Genomic DNA, 14,132 nt, shown 5'->3' with positions numbered 1-14,132 from the left:
GCCGGCGCGCGCACGCTTCAGGCCGCGCGCCGCCGGCGCCGACTCCCCCAGCCGGTTTGCCCTATAATCAAGCGTTTTGCGGGGCAGCCAATCGGCGTCCGGCCCCCATTTTCTTTCGCAGCAAGCACAAAATAGGCGTCGCGGCCCTGGCGTCGCGCACAGTCATGTCAGCCATAGAAATCCGTCACGTCAAGAAGCGCTACAAGTCGCTTCAGGCGCTCAAGGGCGTCAGCCTGTCGGTCGAGGAAGGCGAGTTTTTCGGTCTGCTCGGCCCCAACGGCGCAGGCAAGACCACGCTCATCAGTATCCTCGCCGGGCTCGCCCGGGCCGACGAAGGCAGTATCTCGGTGCGCGGTCACGACGTCGTCCAGGATTTCCGCAACGCGCGCCGCTCGCTCGGCGTCGTGCCGCAGGAACTCGTTTTCGACCCGTTCTTCACCGTCCGCGAGACGCTGCGGATCCAGTCCGGCTATTTCGGGCTGCGCCGCAACGACGACTGGATCGACGAAGTGATGGCCAATCTCGATCTCACCGAGAAAGCCGACGCGAACATGCGCGCGCTGTCGGGCGGGATGAAGCGCCGCGTGCTCGTCGCGCAGGCGCTCGTGCACCGGCCGCCGGTGATCGTGCTCGACGAGCCGACCGCCGGCGTCGACGTCGAATTGCGCCAGACGCTGTGGAAATTCATCTCGCGCCTGAACCGCGAGGGCCACACGATCGTGCTGACCACCCATTACCTCGAGGAAGCCGAGTCGCTGTGCGATCGCATCGCGATGCTGCGCCGCGGCGAAGTCGTCGCGCTCGACCGCACCGACGCGCTGCTGCGCCGCTTCGCGGGGCTGCAGCTGTACCTGCGGCTCGCGACCGGCGCGCTGCCGGCCGAGCTGCGCGGGCTGGAGACCGACCCGGCCGCGCGCGCGCCGGGCGAGCACCTGCTGCGCCTCGCGAGCTACGACGAGGTCGAACGCATCCTCGCGCAATGCCGTGCGGCCGGCTGCACGTTCGACGAGATCGAGGTCCGCAAGGCCGACCTCGAGGATGTGTTCGTCCAGGTGATGAACGGGGCCGAGGTCATCGAGGGTCTGGCATGAATCAACACTCCCCACGCGAACTGCGTTCGCTGCCGCTCGAAGGGGCGGCCCGGCCCGTGCCGGGAAACGGGTTTCGTACGCTGTTCTACAAGGAACTGCTGCGTTTCTGGAAGGTGTCGTTCCAGACGGTGTGCGCGCCGATCGTCACGGCGCTGCTGTACCTGACGATCTTCGGCCATGCGCTGTCGGGCCGCGTCGAGGTGTATCCGGGCGTCGAGTACGTGAGCTTTCTCGTGCCGGGCCTCGTGATGATGAGCGTGCTGCAGAACGCGTTCGCGAACAGCTCGTCGTCGCTGATCCAGTCGAAGATCACCGGCAACCTCGTGTTCATGCTGCTGCCGCCGCTGTCGTATCGCGACATCTTCGGCGCGTACGTGCTCGCGTCCGTCGTGCGCGGGCTCGCGGTCGGCGCCGGCGTGTTCGTCGTGACGATCTGGTTTATCCCGATGCACTTCGCGGCGCCGTTGTTCATCATCGCGTTCGCGCTGCTCGGCTCGGCGATCCTCGGCACGCTCGGCCTGATCGCCGGGATCTGGGCCGAGAAGTTCGACCAGCTCGCCGCGTTCCAGAACTTCCTGATCATGCCGCTGACGTTCCTGTCCGGCGTGTTCTATTCGACGCACTCGCTGCCGCCCGTGTGGCGCGAAGTGTCGCGTCTCAACCCGTTTTTCTACATGATCGACGGCTTCCGTTTCGGGTTCTTCGGCGCGTCCGACATCAACCCGTTCGCGAGCCTCGCGATCGTCACCGGTTTCTTCGTGCTGCTCGCGCTGATCGCGATGCGGCTGCTCGCGACCGGCTACAAACTGCGTCATTGATATCGACAGGCCGCGGCCGCCCCGGGGCGGCGCGCGCCGACAGGAGCCTTACACCATGTTGCCGACTCCCGAACAGGTCAAGCAATACATCGCCGGCGGTCTCGCCTGCACGCATCTGGAAGTCGAAGGCGACGGCCAGCATTTCTTCGCGACGATCGTGTCGGCGGCCTTCGAAGGCAAGCGGCCGATCCAGCGGCACCAGCTCGTCTATGCGGCGCTCGGCGATCGCATGAAGCAGGAAATTCACGCGCTCAGCATGAAGACGCTGACGCCCGCCGAATGGCAGAACGCATAAACGGAAATCACTGAGTGCAAGTCACCGTCAACGAGCGCGACGCCGTCCAGAGCGTCGCCACGGCACACCCGGCCGCCAACGGGGAATCGCAGGGACAGGGGATGGACAAGCTCGTGATCGAAGGCGGCAAGCGCCTGGCCGGCGAGATCGTCGTGTCGGGCGCGAAGAACGCCGCGCTGCCGATCCTGTGCGCGGGGCTGCTCAGCGCCGAGCCGGTCGAGCTCGACAACGTGCCGAACCTGAAGGACGTCCGCACCACGCTGAAGGTGCTGAACCAGATGGGCGTGAAGAGCGAGACCGACGGCGCCCGCGTGCAGCTCGACGCGTCGCGCGTCGACAACCTCGTCGCGCCGTACGAGCTTGTGAAGACGATGCGTGCGTCGATCCTCGTGCTCGGGCCGCTGCTCGCGCGCTTCGGCGAGGCGAAGGTGTCGCTGCCGGGCGGCTGCGCGATCGGCGCGCGGCCGGTCGACCAGCACATCAAGGGCCTGCAGGCGATGGGCGCCGAGATCAGCATCGAGCACGGCTTCATCGAAGCGCGCGCGAAGCGCCTGAAGGGCGCGCGCATCGTGACCGACATGATCACGGTGACGGGGACGGAAAACCTGCTGATGGCCGCGACGCTCGCCGACGGCGAGACGGTGATCGAAAACGCCGCGCGCGAGCCGGAAGTGAGCGATCTCGCACACTTGCTGGTCGCGATGGGCGCGAAAATCGACGGCATCGGCACCGATCGCCTCGTGATCCAGGGCGTCGAGCGGCTGCACGGCGCGCGCCATGCGGTGATCCCCGACCGTATCGAGGCCGGCACGTTCCTGTGCGCGGTCGCGGCGGCCGGCGGCGACGTGATGCTGACGGGCGTGCGCCCGCACATCCTCGACGCGGTGATCGACAAGCTGCGCGAAGCCGGCGTGTCGATCGAGGAAGGCGACAGCTGGCTGCGCGTGAAGATGGACCGCCGCCCGTCGGCGGTGACGATCCGCACGTCGGAATACCCGGCGTTTCCGACCGACATGCAGGCGCAGTTCATGGCCCTCAATACGGTCGCGACGGGCACCGCGCAGGTCGTCGAAACCATTTTCGAGAACCGCTTCATGCATGTGCAGGAGTTGAACCGGCTCGGCGCGAACATCACGATCGACGGCAACACGGCGCTCGTGACGGGCGTCGACAAGCTGTCTGGCGCGAACGTGATGGCGACCGACCTGCGTGCGTCGGCGAGCCTCGTGATCGCGGGGCTGCGTGCGGACGGCGAAACGCTCGTCGACCGCATCTATCACCTGGACCGCGGTTACGACCGCATGGAAACCAAACTGACCGCCGTTGGCGCGAACGTGCGCCGCCTCTCCGGGAGCCAAGCATGACCGCGCCGCTGACCCTCGCCCTGTCGAAGGGCCGGATTTTCGAGGAAACCCTGCCGCTGCTGGCCGCGGCCGGCGTGCAGGTGGCCGAGGATCCGGAAACGTCGCGCAAGCTGATCCTGCCGACGACCGATCCGAACCTGCGCGTGATCATCGTGCGCGCGAGCGACGTGCCGACCTACGTCGAATACGGCGCGGCCGATTTCGGCGTGGCCGGCAAGGACGTGCTGGTCGAGCACGGCGGCTCGGGCCTGTACCAGCCGATCGATCTGAACATTGCGCGCTGCCGGATGTCGGTGGCCGTGTCCGCCGGTTTCGACTACGCGAACGCGGTGCGCCAGGGCGCGCGCCTGCGGGTCGCGACGAAATACGTCGAAACGGCGCGCGAACACTTTGCCGCGAAGGGCGTGCACGTCGACCTGATCAAGCTGTACGGCTCGATGGAGCTGGCGCCGCTGGTCGGGCTGGCCGACGCGATCGTCGACCTCGTCAGCTCGGGCGGCACGCTGAAGGCGAACAATCTGGTCGAGGTCGAGGAGATCATGGCGATCTCGTCGCGCCTCGTCGTGAACCAGGCCGCGCTCAAGCTGAAGCGCGCGGCGCTCAAGCCGATCCTCGACGCGTTCGAACGCGCGTCGCAGAATGGCGGTTGAGCGCATCACCGTAACGGAACTCCCATGTCCATCACCATCCGCAAGCTCGATTCGACGAACGAAGGCTTCGGCGCCGCGCTGCGCGCCGTGCTCGCGTTCGAGGCGAGCGAAGACGAAGCGATCGAGCAGTCGGTCGCGCAGATCCTCGCTGACGTGAAGTCGCGCGGCGACGCCGCGGTGCTCGAGTACACGAACCGCTTCGACCGGCTGAGCGCGAACAGCGTCGCCGCGCTCGAACTGCCGCAGGACGCGCTGCAGACGGCGCTCGACGGCCTCGCGCCGAAGGCGCGCGCGGCGCTGGAAGCGGCCGCGGCGCGGGTGCGCGCGTACCACGAGAAGCAGAAGATCGAGTGCGGCACGCACAGCTGGCAGTACACGGAAAGCGACGGCACGGTGCTCGGCCAGAAGGTCACGCCGCTCGACCGCGTCGGCCTGTACGTGCCGGGCGGCAAGGCCGCGTATCCGTCGTCGGTGCTGATGAACGCGATTCCCGCGCGCGTCGCGGGGGTCGGCGAGATCGTGATGGTCGTGCCGACGCCGGACGGCGTGAAGAACGACCTCGTGCTCGCCGCGGCGCTGCTCGGCGGCGTCGATCGCGTGTTCACGATCGGCGGCGCGCAGGCGGTCGGCGCGCTCGCGTACGGCACGGCGACGGTGCCGGCCGTCGACAAGATCTGCGGCCCCGGCAACGCGTACGTCGCGTCGGCGAAGCGCCGCGTATTCGGCACGGTCGGCATCGACATGATCGCCGGGCCGTCGGAAATCCTCGTGCTGTGCGACGGCACGACCGATCCGAACTGGGTCGCGATGGACCTGTTCTCGCAGGCCGAGCACGACGAACTCGCGCAATCGATCCTGCTGTGCCCGGACGGCGCGTTCCTCGATCGCGTCGAGAAGGCGATCGACGAACTGCTGCCGACGATGCCGCGCCAGGACGTGATCCGTGCGTCGCTCGAAGGCCGCGGCGCGCTGATCAAGGTGCGCGACATGGCCGAGGCGTGCCGGATCGCGAACGACATCGCGCCGGAACACCTCGAAATTTCGGCGCTGGAGCCGCAGCAATGGGGCCAGCAGATCCGCCACGCGGGCGCGATCTTCCTCGGCCGCTACACGAGCGAGAGCCTCGGCGACTACTGCGCGGGCCCGAACCACGTGCTGCCGACGTCGCGCACCGCGCGCTTCTCGTCGCCGCTCGGCGTGTACGACTTCATCAAGCGCTCGAGCCTGATCGAGGTCAGCGCGGAAGGCGCGCAGACGCTCGGCGAGATCGCGTCCGAGCTCGCCTACGGCGAAGGGCTGCAGGCGCACGCAAGGAGCGCCGAGTTCCGGATGAAGAGCTGACCGCGCAGGGTGCGCGGGCCGGGCGGGCGCCGAGGCGCCGGCGCCGGCCGCCCCGGATCGGGGCAGGGGACGAGCGCAGGGCGGCAGCCGCCGCCTTGCCGACCATTTGACGCCGGCGCGACGCACGCCGGCTTGAGACCATGACGACGCCACCAGACATCATCCGCCGCGACGTGCTCGCGATGACGAGCTATCCGGTTCCCGACGCGAGCGGGTTCGTGAAGCTCGACGCGATGGAGAACCCGTATTCGCTGCCGGCGCCGCTCGCCGCGGCGCTCGGCGAGCGGCTCGCGCAGGTCGCGCTGAACCGCTACCCGGCGCCGCGCCCGGCCGCGCTGCTCGACAAGCTGCGCCACGCGATGCGCGTGCCGGCCGGCTGCGACGTGCTGCTCGGCAACGGTTCCGACGAAATCATCAGCATGATCTCGGTCGCGTGCGCGAAGCCGGGCGCCAAGGTGCTCGCGCCGGTGCCGGGCTTCGTGATGTACGAGCTGTCGGCGAAGTTCGCGCAGCTCGAGTTCGTCGGCGTGCCGCTGAAGGCGGACCTGACGCTCGACGCCGACGCGCTGCTCGCGGCGATCGCCGAGCACCGGCCGGCGATCGTCTATCTCGCGTATCCGAACAACCCGACCGGCACGCTGTACGACGACGCCGACGTCGAGCGGATCGTCGCGGCCGCGCGGCAGAGCCTGATCGTGATCGACGAGGCGTACCAGCCGTTCGCCGAGCGTTCGTGGCTGCCGCGCGCCGGCGAGTTCGACAACGTCGTCGTGATGCGCACGGTGTCGAAGCTCGGCCTCGCGGGCATCCGGCTCGGCTATCTGGTCGGCTCGCCCGCATGGCTGAACGAGTTCGACAAGGTGCGCCCGCCGTACAACATCAACGTGCTGACCCAGGCGACCGCCGATTTCCTGCTCGACCACCTCGACGTGCTCGACGCGCAGGCGGCCGAATTGCGCGCGGAACGCGCGCGCCTCGCGCAGGCGGTGGCCGCGCTGCCGGGCGCGACGGTGTTCCCGAGCGCCGGCAATTTCCTGCTGGTGCGCGTGCCGGACGCCGCGGCCGTGTTCGATGCGCTGCTCACCGAGCGGGTGCTGGTCAAAAACGTGAGTAAAATGCATCCGTTACTGGCCGAATGCGTGCGGCTGACCGTCGGTTCTCCCGACGAAAACGCCCGCCTGCTGGCCGCCTTGAAACTCGCGCTGCCCGGTTGAGCCCAGGGCGCGGCGGCGCGCGACGATCAATCCCCATTTACATAGACTCAATCAAGGAATTGCCATGCGTGTGGCGGAAGTCGTTCGCAATACCAGCGAAACGCAGATCCGTGTGAAGCTCGATCTCGACGGCACCGGCCGGCAGAAGCTGGCCACCGGCGTGCCGTTTCTCGACCATATGCTCGACCAGATCGCGCGACACGGTCTGGTCGATCTCGAGGTCGAAGCGCACGGCGACACGCATATCGACGATCACCACACGGTCGAGGATGTCGGCATCACGCTCGGCCAGGCCGTCGCGAAGGCGATCGGCGACCGCAAGGGCATCCGCCGCTACGGCCATTCGTACGTGCCGCTCGACGAGGCGCTGTCGCGCGTCGTGATCGACTTCTCCGGCCGGCCGGGCCTCGAATTCCACGTGCCGTTCACGCGCGCGCGGATCGGCACGTTCGACGTCGACCTGTCGATCGAATTCTTCCGCGGGTTCGTGAACCACGCGGGCGTCACGCTGCATATCGACAACCTGCGCGGGATCAACGCGCACCATCAGCTCGAGACCGTGTTCAAGGCCTTCGGCCGCGCGCTGCGCGCGGCGGTGGAGCTCGACGAGCGCGCGGCGGGGCAGATTCCGTCGACGAAAGGCAGCCTCTAACTTCCGAACGGACGACGCCAAGGACAACCTCACGGCTTCGGCGCGGCGCGCCGGCTTGCGATGGATCTGCTCAAATCGTTCATTTCGCTGCTCGCGCTGATCAATCCGGTCGGCGCGGTGCCGTTCTTCCTGAGCCTGACGGCACAGCAGGCGGACGACGAGCGGCGGCGCACGATCCGGATCGCATCGGTGTCGGTGTTCTGCGTGATGACGGTGACCGCGCTGCTCGGGCAGCAGATCATCAACTTCTTCGGCATTTCGGTCGGGTCGCTCGAAGTGGGCGGCGGGATCATCATGCTGCTGATGGCGATCAACATGCTGAACGCGCAGATCGGCAACACGCGGTCGACGCCGGAGGAGCGCCACGAAGCCGAGCTGAAGGACAACATCGCGGTCGTGCCGCTCGCGATTCCGCTGCTCACGGGCCCCGGCTCGATCAGCACGGTGATCATCTATGCGGCGAACGCGCATCACTGGTATGAGCGGGCCGGGCTGGTCGCGATCGGCGCGGTCCTGGCTTTTCTGTGTTTCGTCGCGATGCGGCTCGCCGAGCCGATCGCGACCTGGATCGGCCGCACCGGCATCAACATCGCCACGCGGCTGATGGGTCTGATGCTGTCGGCGCTGGCGGTGGAATTCATCGTCGATGGACTGAGGGCGCTACTGCCTGCACTGAGATGAAAACTTCGATTGCGATTGTGGATTATGGGATGGGTAACCTGCGCTCGGTCGCGCAGGCGCTCAAGAAGGCCGAACCGGCCGCCGACGTGGCGATCGTCGACACGCCGGCCGCAATTCGCGCGGCCGACCGCGTCGTGCTGCCCGGCCAGGGCGCGATGCCCGACTGCATGCGCTGCCTCGGCGAGTCGGGCCTGCAGGAGGCCGTGATCGACGCGTCGCGCACGAAGCCGCTGCTCGGCGTGTGCGTCGGCGAGCAGATGCTGTTCGACTGGAGCGCGGAAGGCGACACGAAGGGCCTGGGCCTGCTGCCCGGCAAGGTCGTGCGCTTCGATCTCGACGGCCAATTGCAGGACGACGGCTCGCGCTTCAAGGTGCCGCAGATGGGCTGGAACCGCGTGCGCCAGGCGCAGCCGCACCCGCTGTGGGACGGCGTGCCCGACGACGCGTATTTCTACTTCGTGCACAGCTATTACGTGAGCCCGGACAACCCGGCGCACACGGTTGGCGAAACGGCCTACGGCGCGCCGTTTACGTCCGCGGTCGCGCGGGACAACATCTTCGCGACCCAATTCCACCCGGAGAAAAGCGCGGAGGTCGGATTGCGTCTGTATCGCAACTTCGTCCACTGGAAGCCGTAAAACGTGGCGCGCGAGCCACAGTCGACCTGGCCGAACGGCCTGTCGCGCGGGGCGCTCGCGCGTAAGCGCCGAAAGAGTTGTACTAAACTAGCGAGACGGCGCGGCACCGGTTTGGCCGGTACGCGCCTGATTCTTTTCATTTTCCACGACGACACCCGATTGCTATGTTGCTGATTCCGGCCATCGACCTCAAAGACGGTCAGTGTGTGCGCCTCAAACAGGGCGATATGGACCAGGCCACGATTTTCTCCGAGGACCCGGCGGCGATGGCCCGCAAGTGGGTCGATCTCGGCGCCCGGCGGCTCCATCTCGTCGACCTGAACGGCGCATTCGCCGGCAAGCCGAAGAACCTCGAGGCGATCGAAGCGATCCTCGACGAAGTCGGCGACGAAATCCCGGTCCAGCTCGGCGGCGGCATCCGCAGCCTCGAGACGATCGAGAAGTATCTCGACGCCGGCCTGTCCTACGTGATCATCGGCACCGCGGCCGTGAAGAACCCGGGCTTCCTGCAGGACGCGTGCACCGCGTTCTCCGGCAGCATCATCGTCGGGCTGGACGCGAAGGACGGCAAGGTCGCGACCGACGGCTGGAGCAAGCTGACCGGCCACGAGGTGATCGACCTCGCGAAGAAGTTCGAGGACTACGGCGTCGAATCGATCGTCTACACGGACATCGGCCGCGACGGGATGCTGCAGGGCATCAACATCGACGCGACCGTGAAGCTCGCGCAGGCGGTCGGCATCCCGGTGATCGCATCGGGCGGCCTGTCGAACCTCACGGACATCGAGAGCCTGTGCGAGGTGGAGGAGCACGGCGTCGAAGGCGTGATCTGCGGCCGGGCGATCTACTCCGGCGATCTCGATTTCGCGGCCGCGCAAAAGCGCGCGGACGAACTGAACGGCGAACTCGACAACGCGTAACCGCGATCGTCCCGTTCGCCGGGGCCGCCCGCGGGCGGCCCCACCGGAAGCCTCGCGCGAGGCTTCCGCAACCGGCCGTCCCAGCGCGGCATTTGGCGCAACATCATGGCTCTAGCTAAACGCATCATCCCCTGCCTGGACGTGACCGCCGGGCGTGTCGTCAAGGGCGTCAATTTCGTCGAGCTGCGCGACGCCGGCGACCCCGTCGAAATCGCCCGCCGCTACGACGACCAGGGTGCCGACGAACTGACCTTCCTCGACATCACCGCGACGTCCGACCAGCGCGACCTGATCCTGCCGATCATCGAAGCCGTCGCGTCGCAGGTCTTCATTCCGCTGACCGTCGGCGGCGGCGTGCGCGCCGTCGAGGACGTGCGGCGCCTGCTGAACGCGGGCGCGGACAAGGTCAGCATGAATTCGTCGGCGGTCGCGAATCCGCAGCTCGTGCGCGACGCGGCCGACAAGTACGGCTCGCAGTGCATCGTCGTCGCGATCGACGCGAAGCGCGTGTCGGCAGACGGCGAGACGCCGCGCTGGGAAGTGTTCACGCACGGCGGCCGCAAGAACACGGGCCTCGACGCGATCGAATGGGCGCGCAAGATGGCCGAACTCGGCGCGGGCGAGATCCTGCTCACGAGCATGGACCGCGACGGCACGAAATCGGGCTTCGACCTCGCGCTCACGCGCGGCGTGTCGGACGCGGTGCCGGTGCCGGTGATCGCATCGGGCGGCGTCGGCTGCCTGCAGGATCTCGCGGACGGCATCAAGGACGGCCGCGCCGACGCGGTGCTGGCCGCGAGCATCTTCCACTACGGCGAGCACACGGTCGGCGAGGCGAAGCGCTTCATGTCCGACCAGGGCATCGCGGTGAGGCTGTGATGAATACCGAAACGAAATCCGTGCCCGCGTGGCTCGACAAGGTTCGCTGGGACGACAACGGCCTCGTGCCGGTGATCGCGCAGGAAGCGGCGACGAACGACGTGCTGATGTTCGCGTGGATGAACCGCGAAGCGCTCGCGAAGACGATCGAGACGCGGCGCGCGGTCTATTATTCGCGTTCGCGCAAGCGCCTGTGGTTCAAGGGCGAGGAGTCGGGCCACGTGCAGCACGTGCACGAGGTGCGGCTCGACTGCGACGAGGACGTCGTGCTGCTGAAGGTCGAGCAGGTGTCGGGCATCGCGTGCCACACCGGCCGGCATTCGTGCTTCTTCCAGAAATTCGAAGGTACGGTGGACGGCGGCGACTGGGTCGCGGTCGAGCCGGTGCTGAAAGACCCCGAACACATCTACAAATGACGCAATCGACCGAAGACACGCTGCTGCGCCTCGCGGCCGTGATCGACAGCCGCAAGGGCGGCGATCCCGATCAATCGTACGTATCGCGCCTGTTCCACAAGGGCGACGACGCGGTGCTGAAAAAGATCGGCGAAGAGGCGACGGAAGTCGTGCTGGCCGCGAAGGACGTGCGCCAGGGCGGCGCGCCGAGCGCGCTCGTCGGCGAGGTGGCCGACCTGTGGTTCCATTGCCTCGTGATGCTGTCGCATTTCGACCTGAGCCCGGCCGACGTGATCGCCGAGCTCGAGCGCCGCGAAGGCTTGTCGGGCATCGAGGAAAAAGCGCTGCGCAAGCGCCGCGAACGCGAGGAAAACGGCGGCTGACGAACAGTCCCCGCCGCGGTGGCAACAGTGCGGTAAGCTGTAAGAATTGTCATCTAACGGGGGTAGCATCATGAACGATACGTCGAACCAGTTTCCGACGCCGGCGGTACCGGGCGCCGCGGATGCCGAGCGCCTGAACGGGCTGCGCACGCTGACCCACGTGCTGTACGGTCTTTATGCGTTTCACTGGCTGACGGGCGGCGTCACGGGCATCATCGCGATCATCATCAACTACGTGAAGCGCGGCGACGTGGCCGGCACGCCGTACGCCGATCACTTCGAGTGGCAGATCCGCACGTTCTGGCGCGCGCTGATCGCCTACGTGATCGGGTTCGCGCTGATGTTCGTCGTGGTCGGATTCGTCGTGATGTTTGTCACGTGGATTTGGACGCTGTACCGTATCATCAAGGGTTGGCTGTACCTGAACGACAACAAGACGCTCGATCCGCAGGCGTGGTTCTGACCGGCCGCACGCGGGCGTTTGCAGGAGCAACATGAGTCACGATCCGAATTGCCTGTTCTGCAAGATCGCGGCAGGCGAGATCCCGAGCACGAAGGTGCACGAGGACGACGAATTCGTCGCGTTCCGCGACATCCGCCCGGCGGCCGACACGCACGTGCTCGTGATTCCGCGCCGGCATCTGCCGACGCTGTCCGCGGCGGTCGACGCCGACGCGCCGATGCTCGGCCGGCTGATGCTGCTCGTCGCGCGTCTGGCCGACCAGCTCGGCGTCGCGTATACGGGCGGCGAAACCGGTTTTCGCACGGTGATCAACACGGGCCCGGGCGGCGGGCAGGAGGTCTACCACCTGCACGCGCATATCCTGGCCGGCCCGCGCCCGTGGCAACGGATGGGTTGACGACGCGGGGCGTTTCCCCGCATCCGATAGTCGAAGCCGGCGCGTCGCCGGCGATTTACGCCGCACCGCGGCGTGGTTGAGGAGAGGTTTCATCATGGGTGGATTGAGCATTTGGCACTGGCTGATCGTGCTGCTGATCGTCGCGCTGGTTTTCGGTACGAAGAAGCTGCGTAACATCGGCAACGATCTCGGCAGCGCCGTGAAGGGTTTCAAGGACGGCATGAAGGAAGGCGAAACGCCGGCCGACGCGCAGCAACTGCCGCGTTCGGGCGCGGTCGACGTCAACGCGAAGGAAACGACGCGTTCCGATTCGAACAAGGCGTAACGCCGGCACGCTGAGGCATTCGCGATGCTGGATCTCGGTCTTTCGAAGATGGCGCTGATCGGCGTCGTCGCGCTCGTCGTGCTCGGCCCCGAGCGCCTGCCGCGCGTCGCGCGTACGGCAGGCGCGCTGTTCGGCCGCGCGCAGCGGTACATCAACGACGTGAAGGCCGAGGTCTCGCGCGAAATCGAACTCGACGCGCTGCGGACGATGAAGACCGATTTCGAATCGGCCGCGCGCAATGTCGAGACGACGATTCACGACAACCTGCGCGAGCACGAGAAGGAACTGAACGACACGTGGCATTCCGCGGTCGGCGGTCTCAACGAAGGCTCGGTCGATGCCGGCCTGCACGGTAGCGACACGCCCGCGGCGCCGTCGTGGCGTGGCGCCAGCACGGCCGCGCTTGCGCCGAAGCGTCGCAACTGGCGCATCAAGCAGGCGGCGACGCCTGTCTGGTACAAGCGCGCGACGACCCGTCGCACGCACGTGCAGTCGGGCGCCGCGCGTGTCGCGCGCCATCAGCCGGCCAGCCTGCGCCGGCCGACGCGCTTCTTCTGAGTCGAGCGCATGCTCGCTCGTCAATCCTACCGAGGGCCGGTGTGAGCGACCCCCAGCAGAACCCGGGCGACGCCCCGGAAGAAACCTTCATTTCCCATCTCGTCGAGCTTCGCGATCGCATCATTCGCGCGGGGCTGGCCGTGATCGTCGTGTTCGTCGGGCTCGTGTACTGGGCGCCGGACATCTTCAAGCTGCTCGCGCGGCCGTTGATGGAGAACCTGCCGAAAGACGGCAAGATGATCGTCACCGACGTCACCGGCTCGTTCTTCGTGCCGATGAAGGTCACGATGCTCGTCGCGCTCGTGATCGCGCTGCCGATCGTGCTGTACCAGATCTGGGCGTTCGTCGCGCCGGGGTTGTACCAGCACGAGAAGAAGCTCGTCACGCCGCTCGTCGGCAGCAGCTACGTGCTGTTCCTGTGCGGGATGGCGTTCGCGTACTTCCTCGTGTTCCCGACGATCTTCCGCGTGATGGCGCATTACAACGCGCCGCTCGGCGCCGAGATGACGACCGACATCGACAACTACCTGAGCTTCGTGCTCGGGATGTTCATCGCGTTCGGGGTCACGTTCGAGGTGCCGATCGTCGTCGTGCTGCTCGTCAGGATGGGCGTGCTGTCCCTGAAGAAGCTGAAGGAGATGCGGCCGTACGTGATCGTCGGCGCATTCGTGGTCGCGGCGGTCGTCACCCCGCCGGACGTGTTCTCGCAACTGATGCTCGCACTGCCGCTGATCGTGCTGTTCGAGATCGGCCTGTTGGCCGCGCGGTTCTTCGTGCCGAAGAAGCCGGTAGAAGAGGGCGAGGCGGGGAACGGCGAAGCCGCGAGTTGACGGCGCGGCGCCGGGGCGGCTTTCCGGCCCGGCCCGAGGCGCCCGATACCGCGGTGGGCCGCCAGCCAGCGCATCGCCAAGCTACCTTCCGGTACCGGACGTCGTTTGAAGCAAAGCAAAAGGGCAGCCAATGAACTGACCCCACGAAGTTGGACGGTTGAAGACTAGGTGCCCAAGGGCTGAGTCCTGTATTGCACGGGACTCAGCCCTTTCAACTTGAGCTTAATGCGTTCGTGGT

The 14,132-nt window shown here is 67.0% G+C and carries 19 protein-coding genes; all 19 read left to right on the top strand.

Annotated features, from left to right (window positions below):
* Positions 1-164 precede the first annotated feature (164 nt).
* The 19 genes from HWX55_RS29670 to tatC all read left to right on the top strand — a co-directional run bounded on the left by HWX55_RS29670 (position 165) and on the right by tatC (position 13,894).
* Positions 165-1,091, top strand: a complete 927-nt coding sequence (locus HWX55_RS29670) for an ABC transporter ATP-binding protein (RefSeq protein WP_175978325.1) — start codon at positions 165-167, stop codon at positions 1,089-1,091.
* Positions 1,088-1,909: an ABC transporter permease gene (locus HWX55_RS29665; RefSeq protein WP_244140678.1), complete on the top strand. Its 822-nt coding sequence runs from the start codon at positions 1,088-1,090 to the stop codon at positions 1,907-1,909. Before HWX55_RS29670 ends, HWX55_RS29665 begins: the two co-directional genes overlap by 4 nt.
* Positions 1,910-1,964: 55 nt before the next feature.
* Positions 1,965-2,204 (top strand): BolA family protein, encoded by a 240-nt coding sequence (locus HWX55_RS29660; RefSeq protein ID WP_006477131.1) that lies wholly within the window; start codon positions 1,965-1,967, stop codon positions 2,202-2,204.
* Between the two features lie 14 nt (positions 2,205-2,218).
* Entirely contained in the window at positions 2,219-3,568 is a 1,350-nt protein-coding gene (murA, locus tag HWX55_RS29655; RefSeq protein WP_175978324.1) for a UDP-N-acetylglucosamine 1-carboxyvinyltransferase, read from the top strand.
* The gene (hisG, locus tag HWX55_RS29650; RefSeq protein ID WP_050013128.1) at positions 3,565-4,218 is read left to right on the top strand and encodes an ATP phosphoribosyltransferase; all 654 of its coding nucleotides are present in this window, start codon (positions 3,565-3,567) and stop codon (positions 4,216-4,218) included. Before murA ends, hisG begins: the two co-directional genes overlap by 4 nt.
* 24 nt (positions 4,219-4,242) lie before the next feature.
* Positions 4,243-5,559 (top strand): histidinol dehydrogenase, encoded by a 1,317-nt coding sequence (gene hisD / locus HWX55_RS29645; protein ID WP_175978323.1) that lies wholly within the window; start codon positions 4,243-4,245, stop codon positions 5,557-5,559.
* Between the two features lie 140 nt (positions 5,560-5,699).
* On the top strand, positions 5,700-6,773 hold the full coding sequence (gene hisC / locus HWX55_RS29640; RefSeq protein ID WP_175978322.1) for a histidinol-phosphate transaminase: 1,074 nt from the start codon (positions 5,700-5,702) through the stop codon (positions 6,771-6,773).
* Positions 6,774-6,837: 64 nt separating this feature from the next.
* Positions 6,838-7,425 (top strand): imidazoleglycerol-phosphate dehydratase HisB, encoded by a 588-nt coding sequence (hisB, locus tag HWX55_RS29635; protein ID WP_011546606.1) that lies wholly within the window; start codon positions 6,838-6,840, stop codon positions 7,423-7,425.
* Between the two features lie 60 nt (positions 7,426-7,485).
* On the top strand, positions 7,486-8,106 hold the full coding sequence (locus HWX55_RS29630) for a MarC family protein (protein ID WP_175978321.1): 621 nt from the start codon (positions 7,486-7,488) through the stop codon (positions 8,104-8,106).
* Positions 8,103-8,744 (top strand): imidazole glycerol phosphate synthase subunit HisH, encoded by a 642-nt coding sequence (gene hisH, locus HWX55_RS29625; RefSeq protein ID WP_050013124.1) that lies wholly within the window; start codon positions 8,103-8,105, stop codon positions 8,742-8,744. The genes HWX55_RS29630 and hisH overlap by 4 nt, the downstream gene beginning before the upstream one ends.
* A gap of 164 nt (positions 8,745-8,908) precedes the next feature.
* Positions 8,909-9,664 carry a 1-(5-phosphoribosyl)-5-[(5-phosphoribosylamino)methylideneamino]imidazole-4-carboxamide isomerase gene (gene hisA / locus HWX55_RS29620; protein WP_006477123.1) on the top strand — a complete coding sequence of 252 codons (756 nt, stop codon included), beginning with the start codon at positions 8,909-8,911 and terminating at the stop codon, positions 9,662-9,664.
* Between the two features lie 105 nt (positions 9,665-9,769).
* The gene (gene hisF, locus HWX55_RS29615; RefSeq protein ID WP_027783356.1) at positions 9,770-10,543 is read left to right on the top strand and encodes an imidazole glycerol phosphate synthase subunit HisF; all 774 of its coding nucleotides are present in this window, start codon (positions 9,770-9,772) and stop codon (positions 10,541-10,543) included.
* Positions 10,543-10,959 carry a phosphoribosyl-AMP cyclohydrolase gene (gene hisI, locus HWX55_RS29610; RefSeq protein ID WP_175978320.1) on the top strand — a complete coding sequence of 139 codons (417 nt, stop codon included), beginning with the start codon at positions 10,543-10,545 and terminating at the stop codon, positions 10,957-10,959. Before hisF ends, hisI begins: the two co-directional genes overlap by 1 nt.
* On the top strand, positions 10,956-11,321 hold the full coding sequence (locus HWX55_RS29605; protein ID WP_011546603.1) for a phosphoribosyl-ATP diphosphatase: 366 nt from the start codon (positions 10,956-10,958) through the stop codon (positions 11,319-11,321). Before hisI ends, HWX55_RS29605 begins: the two co-directional genes overlap by 4 nt.
* A gap of 70 nt (positions 11,322-11,391) precedes the next feature.
* Complete coding sequence (locus HWX55_RS29600; protein WP_050013122.1) at positions 11,392-11,784, top strand: hypothetical protein; 393 nt, start codon at positions 11,392-11,394, stop codon at positions 11,782-11,784.
* Between the two features lie 31 nt (positions 11,785-11,815).
* Complete coding sequence (locus tag HWX55_RS29595) at positions 11,816-12,181, top strand: histidine triad nucleotide-binding protein (protein ID WP_050013121.1); 366 nt, start codon at positions 11,816-11,818, stop codon at positions 12,179-12,181.
* Positions 12,182-12,275: 94 nt separating this feature from the next.
* The gene (gene tatA / locus HWX55_RS29590) at positions 12,276-12,506 is read left to right on the top strand and encodes a Sec-independent protein translocase subunit TatA (RefSeq protein ID WP_006477115.1); all 231 of its coding nucleotides are present in this window, start codon (positions 12,276-12,278) and stop codon (positions 12,504-12,506) included.
* A gap of 24 nt (positions 12,507-12,530) precedes the next feature.
* Entirely contained in the window at positions 12,531-13,064 is a 534-nt protein-coding gene (tatB, locus tag HWX55_RS29585) for a Sec-independent protein translocase protein TatB (protein ID WP_175978319.1), read from the top strand.
* Positions 13,065-13,105: 41 nt separating this feature from the next.
* Positions 13,106-13,894: a twin-arginine translocase subunit TatC gene (gene tatC / locus HWX55_RS29580; RefSeq protein ID WP_050013119.1), complete on the top strand. Its 789-nt coding sequence runs from the start codon at positions 13,106-13,108 to the stop codon at positions 13,892-13,894.
* Positions 13,895-14,132: the final 238 nt, after the last annotated feature.

Origin of the sequence: Burkholderia sp. BCC1047, from assembly GCF_902833155.1 — a bacterium.
Lineage (GTDB): Bacteria > Pseudomonadota > Gammaproteobacteria > Burkholderiales > Burkholderiaceae > Burkholderia > Burkholderia sola.
This window is presented reverse-complemented; position numbering and strand designations above follow the sequence as displayed.

Bases quoted from the DNA above. Each gene is read 5' to 3' on its own strand.
- HWX55_RS29670 (WP_175978325.1), top strand. From the start codon at position 165: ATGTCAGCCATAGAAATCCGTCACGTCAAGAAGCGCTACAAGTCGCTT.
- HWX55_RS29665 (WP_244140678.1), top strand. From the start codon at position 1,088: ATGAATCAACACTCCCCACGCGAACTGCGTTCGCTGCCGCTCGAAGGG.
- HWX55_RS29660 (WP_006477131.1), top strand. From the start codon at position 1,965: ATGTTGCCGACTCCCGAACAGGTCAAGCAATACATCGCCGGCGGTCTC.
- hisG (WP_050013128.1), top strand. From the start codon at position 3,565: ATGACCGCGCCGCTGACCCTCGCCCTGTCGAAGGGCCGGATTTTCGAG.
- hisD (WP_175978323.1), top strand. From the start codon at position 4,243: ATGTCCATCACCATCCGCAAGCTCGATTCGACGAACGAAGGCTTCGGC.
- hisC (WP_175978322.1), top strand. From the start codon at position 5,700: ATGACGACGCCACCAGACATCATCCGCCGCGACGTGCTCGCGATGACG.
- hisB (WP_011546606.1), top strand. From the start codon at position 6,838: ATGCGTGTGGCGGAAGTCGTTCGCAATACCAGCGAAACGCAGATCCGT.
- HWX55_RS29630 (WP_175978321.1), top strand. From the start codon at position 7,486: ATGGATCTGCTCAAATCGTTCATTTCGCTGCTCGCGCTGATCAATCCG.
- hisH (WP_050013124.1), top strand. From the start codon at position 8,103: ATGAAAACTTCGATTGCGATTGTGGATTATGGGATGGGTAACCTGCGC.
- hisA (WP_006477123.1), top strand. From the start codon at position 8,909: ATGTTGCTGATTCCGGCCATCGACCTCAAAGACGGTCAGTGTGTGCGC.
- hisF (WP_027783356.1), top strand. From the start codon at position 9,770: ATGGCTCTAGCTAAACGCATCATCCCCTGCCTGGACGTGACCGCCGGG.
- hisI (WP_175978320.1), top strand. From the start codon at position 10,543: ATGAATACCGAAACGAAATCCGTGCCCGCGTGGCTCGACAAGGTTCGC.
- HWX55_RS29605 (WP_011546603.1), top strand. From the start codon at position 10,956: ATGACGCAATCGACCGAAGACACGCTGCTGCGCCTCGCGGCCGTGATC.
- HWX55_RS29600 (WP_050013122.1), top strand. From the start codon at position 11,392: ATGAACGATACGTCGAACCAGTTTCCGACGCCGGCGGTACCGGGCGCC.
- HWX55_RS29595 (WP_050013121.1), top strand. From the start codon at position 11,816: ATGAGTCACGATCCGAATTGCCTGTTCTGCAAGATCGCGGCAGGCGAG.
- tatA (WP_006477115.1), top strand. From the start codon at position 12,276: ATGGGTGGATTGAGCATTTGGCACTGGCTGATCGTGCTGCTGATCGTC.
- tatB (WP_175978319.1), top strand. From the start codon at position 12,531: ATGCTGGATCTCGGTCTTTCGAAGATGGCGCTGATCGGCGTCGTCGCG.